Annotated in this window: 20 protein-coding genes; 6 read left to right on the top strand and 14 right to left on the bottom strand. The window is 68.5% G+C overall.

Annotated elements, in window-relative coordinates:
- Nucleotides 1-185: 185 nt before the first annotated feature.
- The 4 genes from G398_RS0111770 to G398_RS20870 all read left to right on the top strand — a co-directional run bounded on the left by G398_RS0111770 (nucleotide 186) and on the right by G398_RS20870 (nucleotide 3,292).
- The gene (locus tag G398_RS0111770) at nucleotides 186-1,304 is read left to right on the top strand and encodes a hypothetical protein (protein ID WP_169720662.1); all 1,119 of its coding nucleotides are present in this window, start codon (nucleotides 186-188) and stop codon (nucleotides 1,302-1,304) included.
- A 90-nt stretch (nucleotides 1,305-1,394) separates the two neighbouring features.
- Complete coding sequence (locus G398_RS19815) at nucleotides 1,395-1,751, top strand: SEL1-like repeat protein (protein ID WP_026853735.1); 357 nt, start codon at nucleotides 1,395-1,397, stop codon at nucleotides 1,749-1,751.
- 131 nt (nucleotides 1,752-1,882) lie between these two features.
- Nucleotides 1,883-3,061, top strand: a complete 1,179-nt coding sequence (locus tag G398_RS0111780; protein ID WP_169720663.1) for an SCP2 sterol-binding domain-containing protein — start codon at nucleotides 1,883-1,885, stop codon at nucleotides 3,059-3,061.
- 6 nt (nucleotides 3,062-3,067) lie between these two features.
- A complete protein-coding gene (locus G398_RS20870; RefSeq protein WP_157492400.1) occupies nucleotides 3,068-3,292 on the top strand; it encodes a hypothetical protein in 225 nt (74 codons plus the stop codon).
- 9 nt (nucleotides 3,293-3,301) lie between these two features.
- Here G398_RS20870 and G398_RS0111790 read toward each other — a convergent pair whose 3' ends face one another.
- The 6 genes from G398_RS0111790 to G398_RS19825 all read right to left on the bottom strand — a co-directional run bounded on the left by G398_RS0111790 (nucleotide 3,302) and on the right by G398_RS19825 (nucleotide 7,065).
- On the bottom strand, nucleotides 3,302-4,063 hold the full coding sequence (locus G398_RS0111790) for a LytR/AlgR family response regulator transcription factor (protein ID WP_026853737.1): 762 nt from the start codon (nucleotides 4,061-4,063) through the stop codon (nucleotides 3,302-3,304).
- The gene (locus G398_RS0111795) at nucleotides 4,060-5,124 is read right to left on the bottom strand and encodes a sensor histidine kinase (protein ID WP_052571882.1); all 1,065 of its coding nucleotides are present in this window, start codon (nucleotides 5,122-5,124) and stop codon (nucleotides 4,060-4,062) included. The genes G398_RS0111790 and G398_RS0111795 overlap by 4 nt, the downstream gene beginning before the upstream one ends.
- A complete protein-coding gene (locus tag G398_RS19820; protein WP_052571883.1) occupies nucleotides 5,124-5,834 on the bottom strand; it encodes a LiaF transmembrane domain-containing protein in 711 nt (236 codons plus the stop codon). The genes G398_RS0111795 and G398_RS19820 overlap by 1 nt, the downstream gene beginning before the upstream one ends.
- A complete protein-coding gene (locus tag G398_RS0111805) occupies nucleotides 5,831-6,256 on the bottom strand; it encodes a LiaF transmembrane domain-containing protein (protein ID WP_026853739.1) in 426 nt (141 codons plus the stop codon). Before G398_RS0111805 ends, G398_RS19820 begins: the two co-directional genes overlap by 4 nt.
- Nucleotides 6,253-6,384 (bottom strand): hypothetical protein, encoded by a 132-nt coding sequence (locus G398_RS22015; protein WP_281173086.1) that lies wholly within the window; start codon nucleotides 6,382-6,384, stop codon nucleotides 6,253-6,255. Before G398_RS22015 ends, G398_RS0111805 begins: the two co-directional genes overlap by 4 nt.
- A gap of 72 nt (nucleotides 6,385-6,456) precedes the next feature.
- Nucleotides 6,457-7,065, bottom strand: coding sequence for an IMPACT family protein (locus G398_RS19825; protein WP_052571884.1), 609 nt, complete (start codon nucleotides 7,063-7,065; stop codon nucleotides 6,457-6,459).
- Between the two features lie 108 nt (nucleotides 7,066-7,173).
- Here G398_RS19825 and G398_RS0111820 point away from each other — a divergent pair, with 108 nt between their 5' ends.
- Complete coding sequence (locus G398_RS0111820; RefSeq protein WP_084512562.1) at nucleotides 7,174-9,081, top strand: formate--tetrahydrofolate ligase; 1,908 nt, start codon at nucleotides 7,174-7,176, stop codon at nucleotides 9,079-9,081.
- A gap of 150 nt (nucleotides 9,082-9,231) precedes the next feature.
- Nucleotides 9,232-9,660: a hypothetical protein gene (locus G398_RS0111825; RefSeq protein WP_026853741.1), complete on the top strand. Its 429-nt coding sequence runs from the start codon at nucleotides 9,232-9,234 to the stop codon at nucleotides 9,658-9,660.
- On the opposite strand, the gene G398_RS19830 is transcribed toward G398_RS0111825, so the two are convergent.
- From G398_RS19830 to G398_RS0111865, 8 genes are all read right to left on the bottom strand, one after another.
- Nucleotides 9,651-10,592 (bottom strand): DUF4402 domain-containing protein, encoded by a 942-nt coding sequence (locus tag G398_RS19830; RefSeq protein WP_052571885.1) that lies wholly within the window; start codon nucleotides 10,590-10,592, stop codon nucleotides 9,651-9,653. The genes G398_RS0111825 and G398_RS19830 overlap by 10 nt on opposite strands.
- Nucleotides 10,589-13,306, bottom strand: a complete 2,718-nt coding sequence (locus tag G398_RS0111835; protein ID WP_026853742.1) for a carboxypeptidase-like regulatory domain-containing protein — start codon at nucleotides 13,304-13,306, stop codon at nucleotides 10,589-10,591. The genes G398_RS19830 and G398_RS0111835 overlap by 4 nt, the downstream gene beginning before the upstream one ends.
- Nucleotides 13,307-14,146 (bottom strand): fimbrial biogenesis chaperone, encoded by an 840-nt coding sequence (locus G398_RS18140; RefSeq protein WP_052571886.1) that lies wholly within the window; start codon nucleotides 14,144-14,146, stop codon nucleotides 13,307-13,309.
- Between the two features lie 69 nt (nucleotides 14,147-14,215).
- Nucleotides 14,216-14,716, bottom strand: a complete 501-nt coding sequence (locus tag G398_RS0111845; RefSeq protein WP_026853743.1) for a DUF4402 domain-containing protein — start codon at nucleotides 14,714-14,716, stop codon at nucleotides 14,216-14,218.
- A gap of 410 nt (nucleotides 14,717-15,126) precedes the next feature.
- Nucleotides 15,127-17,352 (bottom strand): NADP-dependent isocitrate dehydrogenase, encoded by a 2,226-nt coding sequence (locus tag G398_RS0111850; protein ID WP_026853744.1) that lies wholly within the window; start codon nucleotides 17,350-17,352, stop codon nucleotides 15,127-15,129.
- Between the two features lie 156 nt (nucleotides 17,353-17,508).
- Entirely contained in the window at nucleotides 17,509-18,438 is a 930-nt protein-coding gene (locus G398_RS0111855; protein ID WP_026853745.1) for a bifunctional metallophosphatase/5'-nucleotidase, read from the bottom strand.
- A gap of 8 nt (nucleotides 18,439-18,446) precedes the next feature.
- Entirely contained in the window at nucleotides 18,447-19,244 is a 798-nt protein-coding gene (locus G398_RS0111860; RefSeq protein WP_026853746.1) for a 5'-nucleotidase C-terminal domain-containing protein, read from the bottom strand.
- The gene (locus tag G398_RS0111865) at nucleotides 19,225-20,157 is read right to left on the bottom strand and encodes a hypothetical protein (RefSeq protein WP_157492401.1); all 933 of its coding nucleotides are present in this window, start codon (nucleotides 20,155-20,157) and stop codon (nucleotides 19,225-19,227) included. Before G398_RS0111865 ends, G398_RS0111860 begins: the two co-directional genes overlap by 20 nt.
- Nucleotides 20,158-20,181: the final 24 nt, after the last annotated feature.

Genomic DNA, 20,181 nt, shown 5'->3' on the forward strand with positions numbered 1-20,181 from the left:
TTGGAGGCCCTGCATGGCGATCCCGTGCGGGGGAGCGCGGCTGGGCGAGGCTGAATGAGCGGAGGGACGGGGTGAGGTTGGAAGCCGGCTTCCCCCGTGGTCTAATGTGGATTCTTCCATCCACAAACCAGGAGCCTCGCATGTTCAAGCGTTGGTGCATCGGATTGGTCCTCGGAGCCGCCCTGATGGCCGCACCGCCCGTTTCGACCCGCTCTCAGGCCTGGGTGCTGGCGCTCGACGAGCGGGGAGGTCTGGTGGGCGACCTCCGGCCCGACGAACTGGAAGTGAAGGTCGGAGGCAAGGTCCGCCCCCTCACTGAACTGAAGACGCCCGCCCAGACCGCGGACATGTCCCAATCCTGGGTGCTGGTGTTCGAGCCGATCCGGGACACCACCACCCGGGCCGTCGCCTTCACGGCCGCGGCGGATTTCCTCACCAAGGTTCCGGACGGAGACCGGGTGTTTATCGTGGCGAGAGGCAAGGACTCCCTCGAGTCCCTCATGCCAGGGCTGACCGGAGATCGCGCCGCCTGGGCTTCGGCCATGGAGAAGGTCCCAGGCATGCTCCCGGAAACCCTGACGGGGATCCCCAAGGGACAGGTGGGCGGGCAGGGCTTTGATCCGGCCGCGAAGGCACTGCCGGGAGAGCCCGGGGGGCAGGAGAAACTGGCCGCATTGCTGGCCAAATTCCAGAACGGGGCGTCCTGGGCGGGAGGAACCATGGATCAGAAGGGCCGCACGGCCCTGGACCGCCTGAACCTGAATGACTCGATGCTGGTGTCGAGTCTCGTGCAGATCTCCGGGCGGGAAATGGCAACCCTGGAGTCCATTCTCGACCAGATGGGATCGATCCCTGGTCCCAAACACATGATCGTGTTCTCCCGGTGCGAGATGGACGACCTCGTCCATCCCTCCATCCGGTCCGCCATGAATCGGTCATTCACCCGCACCAAGGGGGACATGGGAGGGCCTGCGGAGACCGCCACTCTGGCGGTCCGGGATGTGACGATCCAGCAGCAGCGCGTCAAAGAAAAGGCGGCCAGCTCCGGGGTGATGCTCTACTCCGTTGCAGGCGCAGGTCCGAACCTCGTCGGGAACATCGGCACCATCGCGGCTGAAACGGGGGGATTCTGCTTTCCCCTCCGCTCAGAGCTTGAGCGCCAATTCGGGCAGGGGATCCAGATCTTCGGATCCCGCCACCTTCTCCGCTGGAGCGGGGATGTATCGTCGACTCAACCGGTTTCCCTTGAAATCAAGTCCAAGCGGAAGGGGATCAAGTTGATAGCTCCGTCTATGGTGAGGTAGCGGACCAAGAGTACGAATCGATTCGTTAACAACATACGAATCGGCGGAATCCTGGCCGTACGCCAGGCCCCGCCGCACGAGGCACCGCAGATGAATGGGGTGGAGGCCTATGCAGCCGCCGTGGCCGGTGAGCTGGCCTCCCCCGCGTTCCAGGCGGAGCTCGAGCGGCTTCGCAAGGCCGCTGCGTCCGGGTCCATCGAGGACCTCCTGGCTGTGGCGAAGAAGCTCAGCGGCATGGGCGAAGCCGCGGATCGGGAAGCCTTCGGCTGGTTCCTCAGGGCCGCGGAGAAGGGCAGCCCGGAGGCCATGCTGCGCGTGGGCGTGGCCCTCTTCCACGGAGTTCCGGTGCCTGCCGACAAGGACGCGGCTGGGCGCTGGCTGGACCGTGCCACCCAGGCGGGACACCCCATGGCCGCCGCCGTGAAAGCCACCCTTTTCGGGGGCTGATGGCCCATCTCCCGGCTCCTTGAAACCTGACTTCTGGTAACCGTTGCGCCGGATCAGGCCCCCCGGCCATGCTCGATCCCACATTCCGAGGTGATCAGATGGCTTTGACGGTGGATGGCATCTTTGCGCTCATGCCCGAACTCTTCCTGCCCGAGAAGGCGCAGGGCATGACGGTCTCCGTCTACTACCAGGTGACGGGCGAGGGCGGTGGCGACTACACCTGCCTCATCGAGAACGGCGCGTTCTCCCTGAAGCGGGAGGCCAAGCCCGATGCCACCTCGGTGGTGGTCATCGGCGCCGAGGACTGGATCGCCCTGAACGAGGGCAAGCTCGATCCCATGCAGGCCTTCATGACCGGCAAGCTCAAGGGCACCGGCGACCTGGGCCTGCTCCAGAAGTTCCCCAAGTTCTTCAAGAAGCCGCAGAAGGAGAGCGGGCCGGTGAAGGCGCTGAAGGACCTGGTGCCGGCGCGGCTCGCGCTGGCGGGGGCCGGGCTCAAGGTGACCGTGGGCGGCGAGAGCTGGGGCGAGGGCGCCGAGGTGGCCGGCGACGAGGCCGCCGTGCGCGCTTTGGTCTGTGGCCTGTCGGATCCCGGCCCGGCCCTGCTGGGCGGCCAGATCCGCTACGCGGGCGACATGGGGCTCCTGCGCAAGGCCTGGAAGACCTGGTCCCAGGAACCCGAGATCACCTTCCCCGACACGCCCGGCGGCAAGGCGCTCGCCACGCTGCGCAAGCGCTACAAGGGCGGCGCCACGGGCACCATGGAGGTGAAGGTGGATGGGGTTCCCTACCGCCTGGACTTCAGCCCCGAGGGGCTCTCCGTGCGCCCCGGCGAAGTGGAGGGCGCGGCGCTGTCCATCTCCGACGCGGACTTCGCGGCCCTCAATGTCGGCAAGCTGAACCTGGTGGCGGCCCTGCTGGGCGGCGCCATCACGGTGAAGGGGGACGTGAGCCAGGTGGCGTCCTACACCGCCCACTTCGAGGCGGCCGTAAACCCGGCGGAGGCGCTCCTGGAATCCATGCCTGAGCGTTTCAACGCCGAAAAAGCCGGAGATCTTGAAGCTGCCGTGGGTTATCAGATTGACGACCTGGGCTACACACTGTTCATCCGGAATGGGGCCTGCATGGTGTTCCCCCGCCTGCTGAAACCCTGTGATACGCTCCTGAAAGCCAAGGCCGACGACTTCATTGCCATGAGTACCGGAACGCTGAATGCCCAGGAGGCCTTCATGACCGGAAAGATCCAGATCGAGGGCGATCCCCTTCTCATGCAGAAGGTCGCGAAGAGCTTCAAGCGTCCCGAGGCCTAGTCCGCCATGACCCCCGCCGCCCCGTCCCGCAAGAGATCCCCGGGCCCCAAGCCCGGGAAGGCGGCTGCGGGCACGATCCGGGTGGCGAAGGTCATCGTGCCGGTTCCCTCGCCCAAGGTCGCGGGCAAGGCGCTCCACGACCCCGAAGAGGATCTCGCGCCCGGGCCGCCCTGCGAAGGGCGCTGCGGGCACTGCCACCACCATCCCTGCCGCCTGCACGGCGGGATCTGAGCCGGATCCTCAGGCGCCTTCCCAGAGCTCGCGCAGCCGCTGGTAGCCGGCCCGGCTGACGGGCAGGCGCGCGCCGTCGCGGAGGATGGCGTCGCGGTGCTCCCGGGTGTCCTGCTCGACCCGCACGAGGCGGTCGAGGTTCAGGATGTAGCTGCGGTGGATGCGGATGAAGCGGGCGGGATCGAGCTGCCCCTCCAGGCTGGCCAGGGTCTGCTGCTTGAGGAGGTTCTTCCCCTCGGTGCGGAGCAGCACGTAGTCGTCCTGGGCCTGCACCCAGTCCAGGCGATCCAGATGCACCACGGTCACCTTGGGGCCGTCCTTCACCACGATGCGCTCCAGGGGCCTGCCTTGGCGGGCGGAGGCGGCGAGCTCCGCGGCAGGGACAGGCGTGGACGGCGGCGCGGGCTGGGCGGCCTGGATGGCCCGGGCCTTGGCCAGAGCGGCGTCGAAGCGCTCCTTCGAGAAGGGCTTGAGCAGGTAGTCCACCGCATGGGCCTCGAAGGCCCGCAGGGCGTGCTGGTCGTAGGCCGTGACGAAGACGACGGCGGGCCGCTTCCCCTCGGCCTCCAGCAGCTCGAGCACCTCGAAGCCGTCCAGCTTGGGCATCTGGATGTCCAGGAAGATGAGGTCGGGCTGGTGCTGCGCCACGGCCTTCAGGGCCTCGAAGCCGTTGGCGCACTCGGCGGCCACCTCCACGTCCGGGTGGGCGGCCAGGTGCTCGCGCACCACGGCGCGGGCCAGGTCCTCGTCGTCGATGATCAGGGCCTTCATGGTTCAGTCTCCAGGGGGAACACGAGGATCACGCGGTGGATGCCGTCCCGTACGGCAGCCTCGAAGCCGGACCGGGTGCCGAAGCGGCCCAGCAGGCGCTGGCGGACCTGCCGCAGGCCGAGCCCGAGGCCCTGGGGCGGCGGGGCGTCCAGGTCCGCCGGGTTCTCCACCCGCACGGTGACGAGGCCTTCCGCCACCTCCGCCGCCACCAGCAGGGTGCCCCCCTCGGGCAGGGCGGCGATGCCGTGCTTGATGGCGTTTTCCACGAGGGGCTGCAGCAGCAGCGTGGGCAGGAGGGCGGGCTCGGCGGCGGGATCGATGTGCCAGTCCAGGTGCAGCCGGGCGCCGAAGCGGATCTGCTCGATGGCCAGGTAGGCCCGCGCCAGGTCCAGCTCTTCCCGCAGAGGCACCAGGCGGCGCTCCCCCAGACCCAGGCTGCGCCGGAGGAAGTCGGACAGCAGGACGCACATCTCCCGGGCCCGGGCCGGGTCCACGGCGGTGAGGGCCGACAGCGAGTTCAGGCTGTTGAAGAGGAAGTGGGGGTTCAGCTGGGCACGCAGGGCCTTCAGCTCCGACTCCTGGGCCAGCAGCTGCAGTTCGGCGCCCTTGCGCTCGGCTTCGAGTGCGCGGTCCTGGGCCAGCATGAGGTAGCTGAGGGCCACGGAGGCCAGGTAGAGCAGGATGCCCAGGCCCGTGAGCACGGGCAGGGCGATGCCCACCCGCTGGGGGAGGGCCTCCAGCCCGGGAATCCAGGCCAGGAGGCGGGCCAGGAGCCAGGCCAGGCCCGACCAGATTCCGCCCATGAGCACCGCCGCCAGCCCCCAGGCGGCGCCATGGGAGCCGAGGGTTTCCACCTGGCGGCCCAGGGGCAGGGCGCGGCAGAGGAACCAGGTGGACAGGAACAGGAAGGCCGCCAGGAGGCAGAGCGGCAGGGCGAGGGTGCCCGCCTCGGCCCAGCTCCAGCCCTGGCTCCGGGCGATGCCCGTGAGCAGCAGCGCGATGGGGACCCACCCCAGGAGGTAGGCCCCCAGACGGGCGCGGCTGGCCAGTAGGGGATGCATCAGCTCTTGACCTCCGTGCCGCCGAAGAGGATGAGGCCGGTGATCACCAGCCGGGGGCGGCTGTCGGAGGAGGCCACGCCGTGGTGGGTGCCGTCATTGAGGGCCCCGGCGATGGCCGTGGCGCGGTTGGAGATCTCCCAGCCGTCGGGCACGCGGATCTCGCCGCCCCCGAAGAGCACGAAGACGTCGATGCGGGCCTGCCCGTTCTCCAGGGCCGCCTGGCGCAGATCCACCTCGTAGCCACCGAAGATGGCCGTCAGCTCGCCACCCTTGAAGGCCTGGGTGGACACCCGCCGCTTGAAGCCGCCGAAGATGGCCGTGCCCTGGAGGAAGTCCTCGGATCGGGCCAGCTCCGGGGGCACCCCGCGGCTCTGCTTGAGGGCCTTCACCACGATGAGGATGCCCACGGCCACCACCAGCATGGGGGCCAGCGCCTCCGTCATGCGGCCCCGGGCGAAGGTGAAGAGCAGGAGGAAGGTCCCGCCCAGCACCAGGAACCAGCCGCCCATGCTGCCGCCGCCGCGGTCCTGCCGGATCTTGGCGAACCCCACGGCCACCAGCACCAGGGGCCAGAGCTTGAAGATGGTGTGGGCCTCGATGAGGCCGAGGTTGTCCAGGGTGAGCACGAGGCCCGCCACGATGATGGCCACGCCCACCACCAGCTTGGGGCTGAAGGGGCTCGGGGCCTTGGCTTCGTCGGGGGCGTTCATGGCTTCACCTGGGTGGACTCGGGTTCAGGATCACAGGAAACGGCGGGCGATGGGGGCGGCGGATTCCGTTGGCACCGGCGCGGCCGCTTGGGCTGCGGGAAGATGGCCCGCAGGGTGACGACGGCGCCGCCCCAGATCAGGAAGGCCGGCCACCAGCGCTCCAGCAGGCCCCAGGGGCCGAACTGGGAGATGAACCCGGCCGCGGCGAAGGCCAGCCAGATGTGGCCGCGCAGGCTGAGGGGACCGTCTTCCGCCATCCGGGCGAGGCCGAAGGCCGCCAGAGCCACGGGCCACCAGGCCAGCAGGTGCCAGGCATCAAACCAGTGGAGGCTGTCCACCAGGAGGATGAGGCCGACGGCGATGACCGCCAGGCCGAGGATCAGCTTCGCGGAGAAGACTCTGGGACGTTCCTGGGCGTTCATGGGCGGTGTTCCTTTCTGCCGGAGCCGAAGGGCAGGGCGAAGGCCAGCGTGGGCAGCCACAGCGCCAGCCACCACCAGGGGCTGTCGAGGAACCATCCCGCATGGACCATGGCCATCTCCTTCCGCATGTCCAGGCTACGGACCTCCCCACAGGAAACCGGCCTGGGATCGGTGAACGGGGGGCGGGGACCGGCGAGCGGTCAATCCCAGTCGATCGCCCCGCCCCGGCTGCGCTCCCGCCAGGCATGATCCAGGGCCGCCACCAGCTCCGGGGGGCACTCGAAGCGCAGGATGGCCGCCTCGCCTTCGAAGGCCTGCTCCACCACGGCGGCGTCCTGAAAGGCGCCCAGCAGTGCGAAGGGCAGGTGGGCCTGGGCGGCGGCGACGCGGATGGAGCCCCGGCGGAGGTCGCGCACCGCTTCCCAGATTCCCTGGGCGTCCGCCTCGGCCAGGGCGCCCTGCACCCCCTCGGTGTAGGCCCGTACCAGGCCGCCGGTGCCGAGCTTGGTGCCGCCGTACCACCGGATGCAGACGGCGATGAGGTCCGTCGCCTGGGCGCCTTCCAGCACCGCCAGCATGGGCCTTCCCGCCGTGCCCGAGGGCTCGCCGTCATCGTCGACGCCGAAGGAATCCACGGGAACGCCCTCGCGCCAGGCGCTGCAGTGGTGGGTGGCGTCGAAGTCCCGCTTGCGCAGCGCCGCCAGCACGGCTCCCCGCTCGGCCGCGTCCCGGGCCGGGTGCAGCTCCGTGAGGAAGACCGAGGCCTTCTCGCGGAAGCGGTGGGTGGCGATCCCCGTCAGACGACGCATGGATCCAGCATGGGAGCGGCTGTGACGGGAATCAACAAACCCGGCTCAATCACGACCGTTCAGTCGTTTTTTACTTATAGTGGAAGTGGATCTTTTCGAGGAGACGGCATGACCACCGTCACGCGGCCCTTCACGCCCACGGCCCTGCAGCGCAGGACCCCCGTGCCCTCGGATCTGGACATCGCCCAGGCGGCGGCCCTCAAGCCCATCAGTCTGGTGGCTGCGGAGCTGGGGCTGCTGGAAGAGGAGATCGAGTACTACGGACCCACCAAGGCCAAGGTGCGGCTGGAGGTGCTGGACCGCCTGCGAACGCGTCCCAACGGCAAGTACATCGACGTCACGGCCATCACGCCCACACCCCTGGGGGAAGGCAAGACCACCCTCACCGTGGGGCTGAGCCAGGCCCTGGGCGCCCACCTGGGGCAGCGGGTGGTGACCTGCATCCGCCAGCCCAGCCAGGGACCCACTTTCGGCATCAAGGGCGGCGCGGCCGGCGGCGGCTACAGCCAGGTGATCCCCATGGAGGACTTCAACCTCCACCTCACCGGCGACATCCACGCCATCACGGCGGCCCACAACCTCTGTGCGGCGGCCATCGACGCCCGCGTCCTGCACGAGGCCGGGGCCTCGGACGAGCAGCTGTTCGAGCGGATTTTCCCGAAGGGGAAATCCGGAAGGAAGTTCCCGCGGTCGCTCCAGCTGCGCTGCGCGAGGCTGGGCATCACCAAGGGCAATCCCGATGACTTCACGCCGGAGGAGCGCCGCCGCGTGTGCCGCCTGGACCTGGATCCCGCGGCCATCACCTGGCGCCGCATCCTGGACACCAGCGACCGCTTCCTGCGCGGCGTGACCGTGGGCCGGGGCGAGGAGGAACGGGGCTTCGCGCGGGAGACGGGGTTCGACATCGCCGTGGCCAGCGAGATCATGGCCGTGCTGGCCCTGACCACGGGCCTCCAGGACATGCGCCGGCGCCTGGGCGACATGGTGGTGGGCCTCGACCGCCAAGGCCATGCCGTCACCGCCGAGGACCTGGGCGTGGCCGGCGCCATGACCGTGCTCATGAAGGACGCCCTGAAGCCGAACCTCATGCAGACGCTGGAGGGTACGCCGGTCTTCGTGCATGCGGGTCCCTTCGCCAACATCGCCCACGGCAACAGCTCGATCCTGGCGGACCAGGTGGCCCTCAAGCTGGCGGACTACGTGATCACGGAGTCGGGCTTTGGCGCCGACATGGGCATGGAGAAGTTCTTCGACATCAAGTGCCGGGTCTCGGGCCTGGTGCCCGACGCCGTGGTGCTGGTGGCCACGGTGAGGGCCCTCAAGATGCATGGCGGCGGCCCCAAGGTGGTGGCCGGGAAGCCCCTGGACCCGGTCTATGTGGAGGAGAACCTGGACCTGCTCCGGGCAGGCCTGCCCAACCTGCTGCACCACATCCGCATCGCCCGGAAGTTCGGCGTGCCGGTGGTGGTGGCCGTCAACGGCTTCGCCACGGACAGCCCGGCCGAGCTGGATCTGGTCCGCCGGGCCTCACTGGAGAGCGGCGCCGAGGACGCCGTGGTCTGCCATAACTGGGCCCTGGGCGGGGAGGGGGCCCTGGACCTGGGCCGGGCCGTCATGCGCGTCTGCGAGCGGCCCTCGGACTTCCGGTTCCTCTACGGGGTGGACGAACCCATCAAGCAGAAGATCGAGACCATCGCCCGGGAGGTCTATGGCGCCGACGGCGTGGACTACACGCCGGAAGCCGAGGCGAAGATCGAGGCCTACACGCGCCTGGGCTACGACCGGCTGCCCATCTGCATGGCCAAGACCCACCTGAGTCTGAGCCACGATCCGGCCCTCAAGGGCGTGCCCACGGGCTTCCGCATCCCCGTGCGGGACATCCGGGTCAGCGCCGGGGCGGGGTTCCTCTACCCCCTGCTGGGCAACATGGCCACCATGCCCGGCCTGCCCACCAGGCCCGGCTTCTACGACGTGGACATCGACCCGGAGACCGGGCGGGTGGTGGGGCTGTTCTGATTGGTTAAGATTTCTATTTAATACAATTAGATTCAGAAGCAACCATCAGACCGCCCCCGTGGGGCGGTCTGAAAATATTTATTCAAGGGGCCGTTATCACGGCCTTCCGCGGGGTCGAAAAGATGGTCAGACCATTGCGAGGAACGCCCCATGGGCCGCCCTGGAACCATCCGATCGATCTGCCGCCTGGGGCTCCTGCTGGCCCTGGCCGGCGGCTCGGGCGTGGCGGTCATGGCCCAGAGCACCGCCAGCGCCTCCATCGCTGTCCGGATCCGCCCGCGGGCCGCGGCTGACTACGACCCGGCCACGGAGGTGAGCCTCCAGGGCCTGGTCGCCGGATGGGACGGGGGCATGATCCTGCTCCGGATTCCCGCCGGGACCGTGCGAGTGGACGCCGGCAACTGGACTGGCGCGGAGGCCATCCCGGCAGGCTCCGCGGTGGAGATCCTCGCCGCCAAGCGCCAGGAGGGCGGCCGCCAACGGTTCCTGGCCCGCGAGATCCGGCACGCGGGAGGCGTCCTTGCGGTCCGGGACTCCCAGGGTGTGCCGCTGCCGGCAGAGTCCATGGGTCAGTTGTAGGCCACTGTCACGTTGAAGGTCCCGGCATAGTCCCCCTCGGGCTGGTGGGCGGGTACATTCAAGGTGCCCCCCACGCTCAGCGTCTGCTGCCCCATGGCATTCAACAGGCCCGTCAGGCTGGGTGAACTCGTGACGGCGGAGATGGTGAGGGTCCCGCTGGTGGCATTCAGGGTGATGCTCGTGGGGAGGCTGATGGCGTAGGTGGTATTGGCCGCACCGCTCACGTTGAAGGTGGCAGGGCCGGTGGGGGACACGGAACTGAGGCCTGCGCCACCGGTGGTGCTGACGGCGCCGGAAGGGCTCAGCACCACCGTTCCAGGAGCAGCGCCGGTGAATACCTCGCCGAAGCGCAGCCCTGTGAGGGCCGAGAGGGTGATGACCGGGTCCACCTGGACCTGGACGGCGAAGGTCGCGGTGGCGCTGGCGCCCTTGAAGGAGTCGGTCACCGTCAGGGCGTAGCTACCCGTGTAGGTGCCGGGGGGAGTGCTGACGCTCGTGCCCACGGAGAGCGTGGCGCCGAGGTAGAAGTACCCTGTCGTCCCTCCGGCGGGGAAGATGCCTGTGGTGGCGGGCTGGCAATCCACCGAGGTCACGGTCAGGGTCGCGCCCCTGGGCCCGGTCAGTGTGAAGGGGACTGCGCTGCCCGCCGAGATCGACCATGCGTCGCCCGACTTGCCGAGGACGGTGAAGGTGCCCAGGCTGACGGTCCCGGAAGCGCCCAGGTTGGCGCCTCCGGTGGTGGTCCGGGTCCCGGAGGGGGACGTGAGGATCAGGGTTCCGGCGGATGCGCCCGGCACGAGGGAACCCAGGTTGATGTCCGAGTATTTGTTGATGATCGGGACCCAGGCCTGGGCGAAGGCAGGGACGGAGGTCACGGCCAGGATCGGCAGGAGCAGCTGCAGGAGGAACCTTGAAAGGGTGAGGTGGTTCATGGCCCTTCCTCCTTCCTGCCATCCTTGCCATCCTCCCTCGGGTTGGACGGGGAGGCTGGATCCTGAGTCAGTACCAGGTCAAGCCCATCCACCACGGTTCCATCCGCGGCGATGGACACGGCCCTGGGTGGCAGCGGCGCCAGCCCGAGGCGGCGCAGGTCTGCCTCGGCTGCCTGCAGCTGAAAGGTTCCAGGTGGGAGGTCGGACAGCGTGTAGAAGCCATCGAAGGCGGTCCGGACACGCTTCACGACCTTGCCCTGGGCATCCACCAGCTCCAGCAGCAGGCCCGGAAGCTCGCGGGAGGTCCCCTCGCCCTTGAGGTAGGCCGAGCCGGTGATCTCGCCGAACAGCACCAGGGGGACGTCCACCACCACGACATGGCCGGGGCGGGGCGTGATGCGCACGCCGGGGATCGCGGATCGCATGAGGGGGTCCTCCAGCGTGGACGTGTTGGCGGAAAGGTTGGCATCCACGTCGCCGGAAAGGCTGGTGAGGAAGGCCACGCCGTCCGCGCCGGTCGTCCTCGGCTGAGAGGCCCCGTTCACCATGAATCCGACCCCGGGCACGGGCTTCTCGCCGGGATCCTTCACCCCGTTCCCGTTGGCATCGAGGAAGGCCCTGGCGGAGATGGCCCCCTGGCTGGCGATGCTCTGGGCCTGGGTGTGGATCCGTCCGCTCCTGGGTTCGCGGGCGAGGCCCACGCGCAGGGTGAAGTCCAGGGTGAGATGGCTGCGGGTGGAGTAGCCCAGGTTCACGCCGAGGGCATAGGCCCCCTGGATTTTCTGGGCGCCCAGCTGCACCAGGGTGTCGCCGGAGGCCAGGGATCGCGTGAGACCTGCCTGGAGGTTGAAAGGCGCGAACCAGGGGGTTTCCGCGAAGGCCGCGATCGAATTCAGGCGATGGGCCCCGTCGAACCGGTAGCTGGCCTGGCCGCGCAGCGAGAAGACCCGGAAGAACTTGCTGGCCAGGAGGTCGCCGGTGGTGGTGGCGGGGAAGGCCTGGGCGGCCCCCCTTCCTTCGGTCCGGATGATCTCGTTGGAGATGAAGTACCCATGGAAGGCCGTGGAGATGCGGTTGTACAGGCGGTCCACGCTCCCTCCCGCCATGAGTTCATCCCGGGAGCCGCCAAGATCGAAGGTGACCAGGCTGCGAACCAGGCTGGGCAGCAGGGTGGAGGTTTCCAACGTGCTGCGGCTCCGGATGGGTCCGTAGGTAGGCCGGAAGGTCTCGCTCACGAAGCCATCCTCCAACTCGGCGTGCCGGACGGTGAGGCTGGTCGAGCCAAGGCGGCTGCGGAGGCCGAGCTCGGCGATGCGGCCTCCCAGTTGATCCCTGGCGGCCGTGAGGTTGGCGGAGAGAGAGGGCCAGAACCCCTGGAGGCCCACCTGGGTATAGGTGCGCCGGCGGCCGTCAAGGTCCAGGCCGGACACGGCGAACCCGGCGGTGAGCTGCTTGGAGAGGCCGTAGCGGCCCTCGATCTGGCCGCGCTTCCCGGCCTGGTTGGGATCCACGCCCGCCACCCGGTACTGGAAGCTGCCATCAGGCGTCTGGTTCGCGCTCACGTCGAAGCGGGCCACCTCTTCCCGGCGCTGGCCCTGGGGCCCGTAGAATACCAGGCGGAAATCGTTCCACCCGAAATACAAAGGCACGTTCAGGAACTCGTAGCGGCCGTCGGGGCGGGAGGCCTGGAAAGCCAGCAGAGCCTGGTTCCGGTAAAGCTCCACCTGCCATCCCGGCGGCAGGTGGCCCTGGAAGGAATGCCGGTCGAAGGCGTTCTCCCGCTGCAGGGGATAGTTGGTGAGCAGGGCGCCGGTGCCCATCATGGGCATGGAGAGCAGGGCGAGACCAGGGTCAAGGACGGTGCCGAAGGCGAACTCCGTGGCCTTCAGTGGGCCGAGCAACGCCCCATGGGGATCCCGGCGCCCCATGGTCATCTGGACGTCCGACAGCCCCTCCCTGCTGTCGAGGTTCGCATAGAGGCTCGAGGTCAGGCCCAGGAAGTCCCCGGTGGCCAGGGTGCTGCTCTGGACGAAGGCGCGCCGGTCCACTCCTGGGGCGTTCTGGGCCACGAGGCGGAGGGTCTCGTCCACCATGGGCACTTCCGCCAGGCCGTAAGGATCAGGCAGGGGCGCGAAGGTCCTGGGGCCTTCCGGGGAGCGGAGGCGGCCGATCATGCGCTCCCGCTGCCAGCGTTCCTGGAGGGGCAGGGGAATGCGGGGGGACACGGTGAGGGTGGCGCTCCGGCGCGAAACCTGGAAGTCCAGGGGCAGCCAGGTTGCGATGAGGCGCGTGTCCACGTAGATGTCATCGTCGTGGAGCTCGACCCGGGAGCGGTCGAAAGCCTGGCTGGTACCTTCGATGGTCACGGTGCCGGCGAGAACGTCCAGGCTGAACCGGCGCTTCTCCTCGATGAAGAAACCCTCCGCCCGGCCGCGGTTGGGATCGGCCTGGATGCCCAGATCCAGCAGGCGGCACAGCTCCCCGAAGGGGACCAGGAAGCCGTCTCGCACCGGGAATCCGGGGAAGGTTCCGCTGAGGGTGGCCTGGTCCAGCCTCAGGGCGAAGAGGAAGACCTCCTCCTCGAGGCGGTTCACCCGCATCTCCGACAGGCTCATCACCGGCCCTGCCGGGGCGGCTCCGCCTGCGCCCAGCGGGCCTGCCGCCAGGGCGCAGGCGAGGAGGCAGACTGCCTTCCGGCAGGCGGAGGTGCGCATTCAGGGAACGGTGAGAGACGATTCCGCCAGCAGGGTGCCGCCATCCTGCGGAGGAAGCGCAAAGGTGATCCGGATCCGGCTGCCGGAGGGCAGGGATCTCACGAGGGGAAGGGTCACGCGGCGGCTGGCATTGGGCGTGTAGACCGCCAGGCCGCTGGCCTCCGCCAGCTTGACGGGAGCTACGTGGGTGGGGAGGAGGCTGGCCTGGAGGTCGCCATAGACCGACTGGTTGCCGCTGCGCTCCAGCCGGAACCGCAGCGTGTTCGTCGCTCCATCGAGCGTGGGATCCACGATGGAAACTTTGGCGGCGGTCTCCCCGTGCCGGATGATGAGGGGGATGGCGATGCCGTAGATGGGTGTGAGCTTGATGGAGATCCCCTTGGGCGCCGCTGTGTCGCGGGGCGCGGCCTCCTGGGTGGGCGGAACGGCCCGGAACACCATGTGCAGGCGGTACTCCCCGGCGGCCAGCTCCGCGGGCTTGCGCACCTGGATGCGCACGGTCTGGGACTCCTGAGGTTCGAGGGTCACTTCCCGGGGGGAGAAGCGGAACAGCGACTTGAGGTTCTCCGTGCCTGGATCGAAGGGCAGCTCCTTGAAGGCGCCGTTTTCATCCATCTCCATGCGCACCAGCGAAACCCGGTAAGTGGCGCGCACCTGCCCGATGTTGGAGAGGTTCACCTCCGTGCTGCGCTTGCGGCCCTCGAAGACCACTCGGGTGGGAGCCACGAGCAGATCGCCGGGACCCGCGGCGAGGGGAAGCGCCGGAGCCGGGGAAGTCTGAGCCGCCGCGAAGGCACAGCACAGGAGAACCGGCAGCAGCCAGGGGCCAAGGAAGCGCATGGGACCTCGAACATGAAGAAAACCCAGGGCGCATGAACGCCCTGGGCAGACCGGTGGATCAGCCGGGGATCAGTTGTACCCGACGGTGACGGTGAAAGGCGCCGTGGAGGTATAGGTGCCTTCCGCCTGGCTCTGCCCCACATGGAGGGTGGCGCCCACCTTGAGGGTCTGGCTGCCAGCGCTGCTGAGGGTGCCCGTCCCATTCGGGTTGGAGGTGAAGGCATCCACCGTCATGGTGTGGCTGGCACCATCCGAGAGCGTCACGCTGCCAGGAAGCGTGATGGCATAGGTCTTGTTGTTGGCCCCGGTCACCGTGAAGGCGGCCGAAGTGGGCGTGGTGGTGCCCAGGAGAACGCCCGTCGGGGTGGCGGTGTCCGCGGTGCTCAGCACCACCGTCCCGGCGGCGAGGTCGCTGGCGTAGACATCACCGAAGTTCATGTCGGTGTCCTTCGTCAGAAGGATCGCCTTGTTGATCTTGACGCTGGCGCTGGCGGTGGCGCTGGACTGCGCGAAGGCGGCCGGGGCGGCCAGCAGAAGGGCGCTCGCGAAGATGCGAGAGAGAGTTGGCATGGTGGCTCCTTGGGTTGGAATGGTGGACATGAACAAAGAACGCCTCGTGGCGCGCCTCATGTCGGACCTGAATGTGATGGCTAGCGTTGCACGAAGTGACGGGAAATATTCATGGGAAATATATGCAAAGTGCGGCAATTGCCTATGACGATCCATGCCGGGCAAATTTACTCCGATCGTCCGCGAAAGCGCATGTCCATCTTGACGGCTGGACCCTCTTTCTCCCTGAATTTTGGTCGAATCGGGGCAGAAGAGCTCAGACGACTATTGGTTTCCTTGGATGGTCAGGCGTTTTTCAACTGTGAACCGACCAATCTCTTGGTGGATTTCCACGTTCCGGGCCAAAACCCAGCGGGCGCTGGGACTCGAGGTGTCCCAGCGCCCGCGGCGGATCGGGGTGGTCCTGTTGATCAGGCCATGCCGTCAATGATGGCGTTCAGGGTGGCGCTGGGGCGCATGGCGGCGCTGGTCTTGGCGTGATCGGCGTGGTAGTAGCCGCCCATGTCCACGGGCTTCCCCTGGGCGGCGATCAGTTCCTCGTTGATCTTCGCTTCGTTGGCGGCCAGCTGCTGGGCCACCTTGGCGAAGCGGGCCTGGAGCTCGGCATCCTTCGTCTGGGCGGCGAGAGCCTGGGCCCAGTAGAGGGCCAGGTAGAAGTGGCTGCCGCGGTTGTCGATCTGGCCCACCTTGCGGGCAGGGGACTTGTCGTTGTCCAGGAACTTGGCGATGGCCTGGTCCAGCGTCTCTGCCAGCACCGCGGCCTTGGCGTTCTTGAAGGCGTTGGCCACGTGCTCCAGGGAGGCGGCGAAGGCGGAGAACTCGCCGAGGCTGTCCCAGCGGAGGTAGCCCTCCTTCTGGAACTGCTGGACGTGCTTGGGGGCGGAGCCGCCCGCGCCGGTCTCGAAGAGGCCGCCGCCGCCCAGCAGGGGTACGATGGAGAGCATCTTGGCGCTGGTGCCCAGCTCGATGATGGGGAAGAGGTCCGTGAGGTAGTCGCGCAGGACGTTGCCGGTGACGCTGATGGTGTCGAGGCCCTTGCGGATGCGCTCGCAGGAGACCTTCATGGCCTCGTCGGGGCTCAGGATGCGGATGTCCAGGCCCTTGGTGTCGTGGTTCTTGAGGTAATTCTCCACCTTGGCGATCATCTGCGCATCGTGGGCGCGGTTCTTGTCCAGCCAGAAGATGGCGGGGGCGCCGGTGAGGCGGGCGCGGGTGACGGCCAGCTTCACCCAGTCCTGGATGGGGGCGTCCTTGGCCTGGCAGCCGCGGAAGATGTCGCCCTCCTCCACCTTCTGGGAGAGCAGGGCGGCGCCGGACTCGTCCACAATGCGGATGGTCCCGGCGGCCGGGGCGAAGAAGGTCTTGTCGTGGGAGCCGTACTCCTCGGCCTTCTGGGCCATGAGGCCCACGTTGGGCACGCTGCCGATGGTGGCGGGATCGAAGGCGCCGTGCTTCTGGCAGTCCTCGATGATGGTCTTGTACATCGTGGCGTAGCAGCGGTCCGGGATCATGGCCAGGGTGTCGTGGAGCTTGCCGTCCGCGCCCCACATCTTGCCGGCGTCGCGCACCACCACGGGCATGGAGGCATCCACGATGACATCGTTGGGCACGTGCAGGTTCGTGATGCCCTTGTCGGAGTCCACCATGGCCAGCGCCGGGTGGGTGGCGTAGACGGCCTGGATGTCCGCCTCGATCTCCGCGCGGCGGGCCTCGGGCAGCGCCTGGATCTTGGCATAGACGTCACCCAGCCCGTTGGCGGTGTTCACGCCCAGCTCACGCAGGGTGGCGTTGTGCTTCTCGAAGACCGGCTGGTAGAAGACGGACACGGCGTGGCCGAACATGACGGGATCCGAGATCTTCATCATGGTGGCCTTGAGGTGCAGGGAGAGGAGGAGCCCCTCCCGCTTGGCCGCGTCGATCTGCTCGGCGTAGAAGGCGCGCAGGGCCTTGACGTTCATGACGGAAGCGTCAAGCACCTCACCGGCCTGCAGGGGGAGCTTCTCCTTCAGCACCTTCACGGCGCCATCCGCGCCCACGAACTCGATGCGGGCCGTCGTGGCCTTGGCGAGGGTGGTGGAGGTCTCGCTGCCGAAGAAGTCGCCGGCGGTCATGTGGGCCACGCGGGCCTTGGAATCGGCGGCCCAGGGGGCCATCTTGTGCGGGTGCTTCTTCGCGTAGTTCTTCACGGACAGCGGAGCCCGGCGGTCGGAGTTGCCCTCCCGGAGCACGGGGTTCACGGCGCTTCCCAGCACCTTGGCATAGCGGGCCTGGATGGCCTTCTCCACTTCCTCCGTGGGCTGCTCGGGGTAGTCCGGCACGTTGAAGCCCTGGGACTGCAGCTCCTTGATGGCGGCCTTCAGCTGGGGGATGGAGGCGCTGATGTTGGGGAGCTTGATGATGTTGGCTTCGGGCTTCAGGGCCAGGGCGCCCAGCTGGGCCAGGTTGTCGGGGACGCGCTGGGCGGGCGTCAGGTTCTCGGGGAAGTTGGCGAGGATGCGGCCCGCCAGCGAGATGTCGGAGGTCTCGACTTCGATGCCGGTGCCCTTGGTGAAGGCCTGGATGATCGGCAGCAGGGAATAGGTCGCCAGCGCGGGCGCCTCGTCGATCTCCGTCCAGATGATCTTCTGCGTGGTCATGGGCTCTCCTTATGGGCGTTTACGGCGACACCGGGGGCCAGGACCCCCGCGGTTCCGGCACAGGGCATTCAAGGCAGGCTCCCACGGAGAAAGCCCCCCATCAAGCGCGTTTCCCTGTGGGGACGGGGATTTGGGACTTCCGTCACGCCACCGGGTTCATCCGAGCACCGGAATGGCAGCTCCGGAGGCGGCCTTGACCCCGCCGCGGGCCAGGGTGAAGTCCATGCGGCCCAGGTTCACGCCGCCGAAGCCCACCTGGAAGACGAGCGTCTCGCCCTGGGCCTGCTTCACCTTCACCGGCGCCTCCAGGAAGGTATGGCTGTGGCCGCCGATGATGGCGTCGATGCCCGCCACCTGGCCGGGCAGGCGCAGGTCGTCGTGGGCCGCGTCCTTCACGTCGTAGCCCAAGTGGGAGAGGACCACCACCAGGTCCACCTTCTCGACCTCGCGGAGCCGCTTCACCACGGGCTTCAGGCTCTCATAGGGGTCCTTCCAGACGATGCCCGCGTGGTTCTTCGGGGCCACCAGGCCCGCGAAGGCCACGCCCACCCCCGTGATGCCCACCTTCACGCCCGGGAACTCCCGGACCATGCAGGGGCGGATGCGCTGGGCCAGAGCCGGCGCACCCTTGCAGTCGAAGTTGCAGTTCAGGAAGGCGAAGGGCGGGTTCCGGTGCTGGAGCTTCTCCATGGACTCCATGGCCTCCACCAGCATCTCCACGCCATTGTCGAAGTCGTGATTGCCCAGGGTGGTGGCGTCGTATCCGATCATCCGCATGAGCTGGTAGTCGAGCCGGCCCTTGTAGCGGTTGAAGTACGGCGTGCCCTGGAAGGTGTCGCCGGCATCCAGGAGCAGCACGGAACCCAGCTGCTGGCGGAGCTGCTTGACCAGCGTGGCCCGCCGGGCCATGCCGCCCTTGCCGCTGATGGCGCCGTTGCCGGGACCGAAGGGCTCGATGCGGGAGTGGGTGTCGTTGGTGTGCAGCAGGGTGATGCGGCCCGCGGCCGGCCCCTCCGCGGCCTTCAGTGGCACCCGGGAGGCGACGGCGGCGGCACCGAGGGAAGCGAGGAATGTGCGGCGTTCCATGATCTCCCCTACAGCTTCAGCGTCTTGTCGCGGATGGCTTCCAGGATGGGCACGGGCACGGTGTAGCGTCCCAGGGCCGGGGGCAGCAGGTCCTTGCCCGCCTTGCCCAGGGCGCCGCACTGGTCCAGGAGCATCTGGCGGAGGGTGACGCCCGTGGTGAAGGGCCTGCGGCCCTTCTTCAGGGTGGGGATGGAGTCGCCGCCGCCGTACAGGTAGTCGGAGGTGGCCACCTTGACCACAGCCGCCGGATCGATGGGACTGCCATCCTCCCAGGTGACGGTGAGCACGGCCTGCTGGGGCGTGCCCTCGACCTTCACCCTCACGCCCGAACAGGGCTCGCCGCCCCGGCGGAGCAGGCCCTCCTTCACCACCTGGATGACCTCGGCCCCCGTGAGTTCGATGACCACCAGTTCGTTCTCGAAGGGCATAAGTTCGAAGATGTCGCCCACCTTGACCTGGCCGGGCCGCAGGTTGGCCCGCAGGCCGCCGGCGTTGGTGATGGCGAAACGCACCGGGACGCCGACCAGGGGTTGGGCCGCCTGGCGCATGACATCGGATACCCAGTAGCCCAGCGGGTTCTCCTCGCCCCGCCGGCCCCGGAACACGCCCTGGGGCGCCTGCACCAGCGGCTGGCCGAAGCTGGCCTTGATCTCCTCCGCCAGGGGCGCGATGACCTTCTGGATCTCGGGATCGTCCGGGATCGTGTCGACGACGGGGATGACCTCGGCCCTCACGCCCGGCGGCTGCGCCGCCGGGATGGGGAAGGCCAGGGTCGCGAGAAGGAGGCTAGCCAGCTGCGGCTTCATGGGACAGGTCCTTCATAGCGGCGAGGGCATCCCGCACCTCGGCATCATGAGCCCAGAACAGGGCGGTGGCGCGCAGGAGCCAGCCCATCAGCCAGCCGTTGAGCAGGGTGACGGCCAGCTGCAGGCCAAGGAAGAGCTCCACCCTGAAGGTGGTGCCGCCTCCCATGCGCCAGGCCAGGACCAGCACCAGGAAGGGCAGGAGCGACCGCAGGGCCGCGCCGCCGAGGGAGAGGAGGCCCCACTGGACAGGGTGTGTCCAAAGCCGCAGGAAGCAGTCGGCCAGGTGGGCCCGGTAACCCCGGGCCAGACCGGCGGCGCGGCCCAGGCGGCAGAACCACCACTGGAGGTTCAGGGCCGCCACGGCCGCCATCCAGAACAGGGGGCGGCCGAAGAAGGCCATCCAGCCCAGGCCGTCGATCCCGAGGCCGCCGAGCCAGGCGAGCATCACGTCTCCGAGCCAGGCTGCGAGGCCCACGGGCAGGAGTCCGATGAGGAGCGTATCCAGCGCGCCCAGCAGCCAGGAGCCCAGGCGGGCCTTCAGGCCCACCCGCTCCGCCTGCATGCGCCAGCCGCACCACAGGACGATCACGAGGCCCAGGCCGAAGAGATGCACGGTCGGGGAGTTGGCCAGGCGGTGCTGGAGTCCGCCGTTCTCCCAGAGCTCCCAGATGTCCCGGGCGCTGATGCGCTCGCCCCAGTGGCTGGGCAGGGCGCTCCAGCCCGCGGCCCGGCGCAGGTGGCCGGCCCAGCCCAGCACGGGGCCCAGGAGCACCAGCATCCAGCCGGCCATGAGGCCCCAGCCCCAGGGGGAGAGGCCGCCGGACAGGGCCCGGCGCAGGAAGCGCCAAGGCGCCCTCGGGGCCAGGGTCTCCTCCGCATGGATGGTGGTGGGGCGTTCCTCAGCTGGATCCATGGCCGTCCGCAAGCAATCCTTCAT

The organism is Geothrix fermentans DSM 14018, from assembly GCF_000428885.1.
Classification (GTDB): Bacteria; Acidobacteriota; Holophagae; order Holophagales; family Holophagaceae; genus Geothrix; species Geothrix fermentans.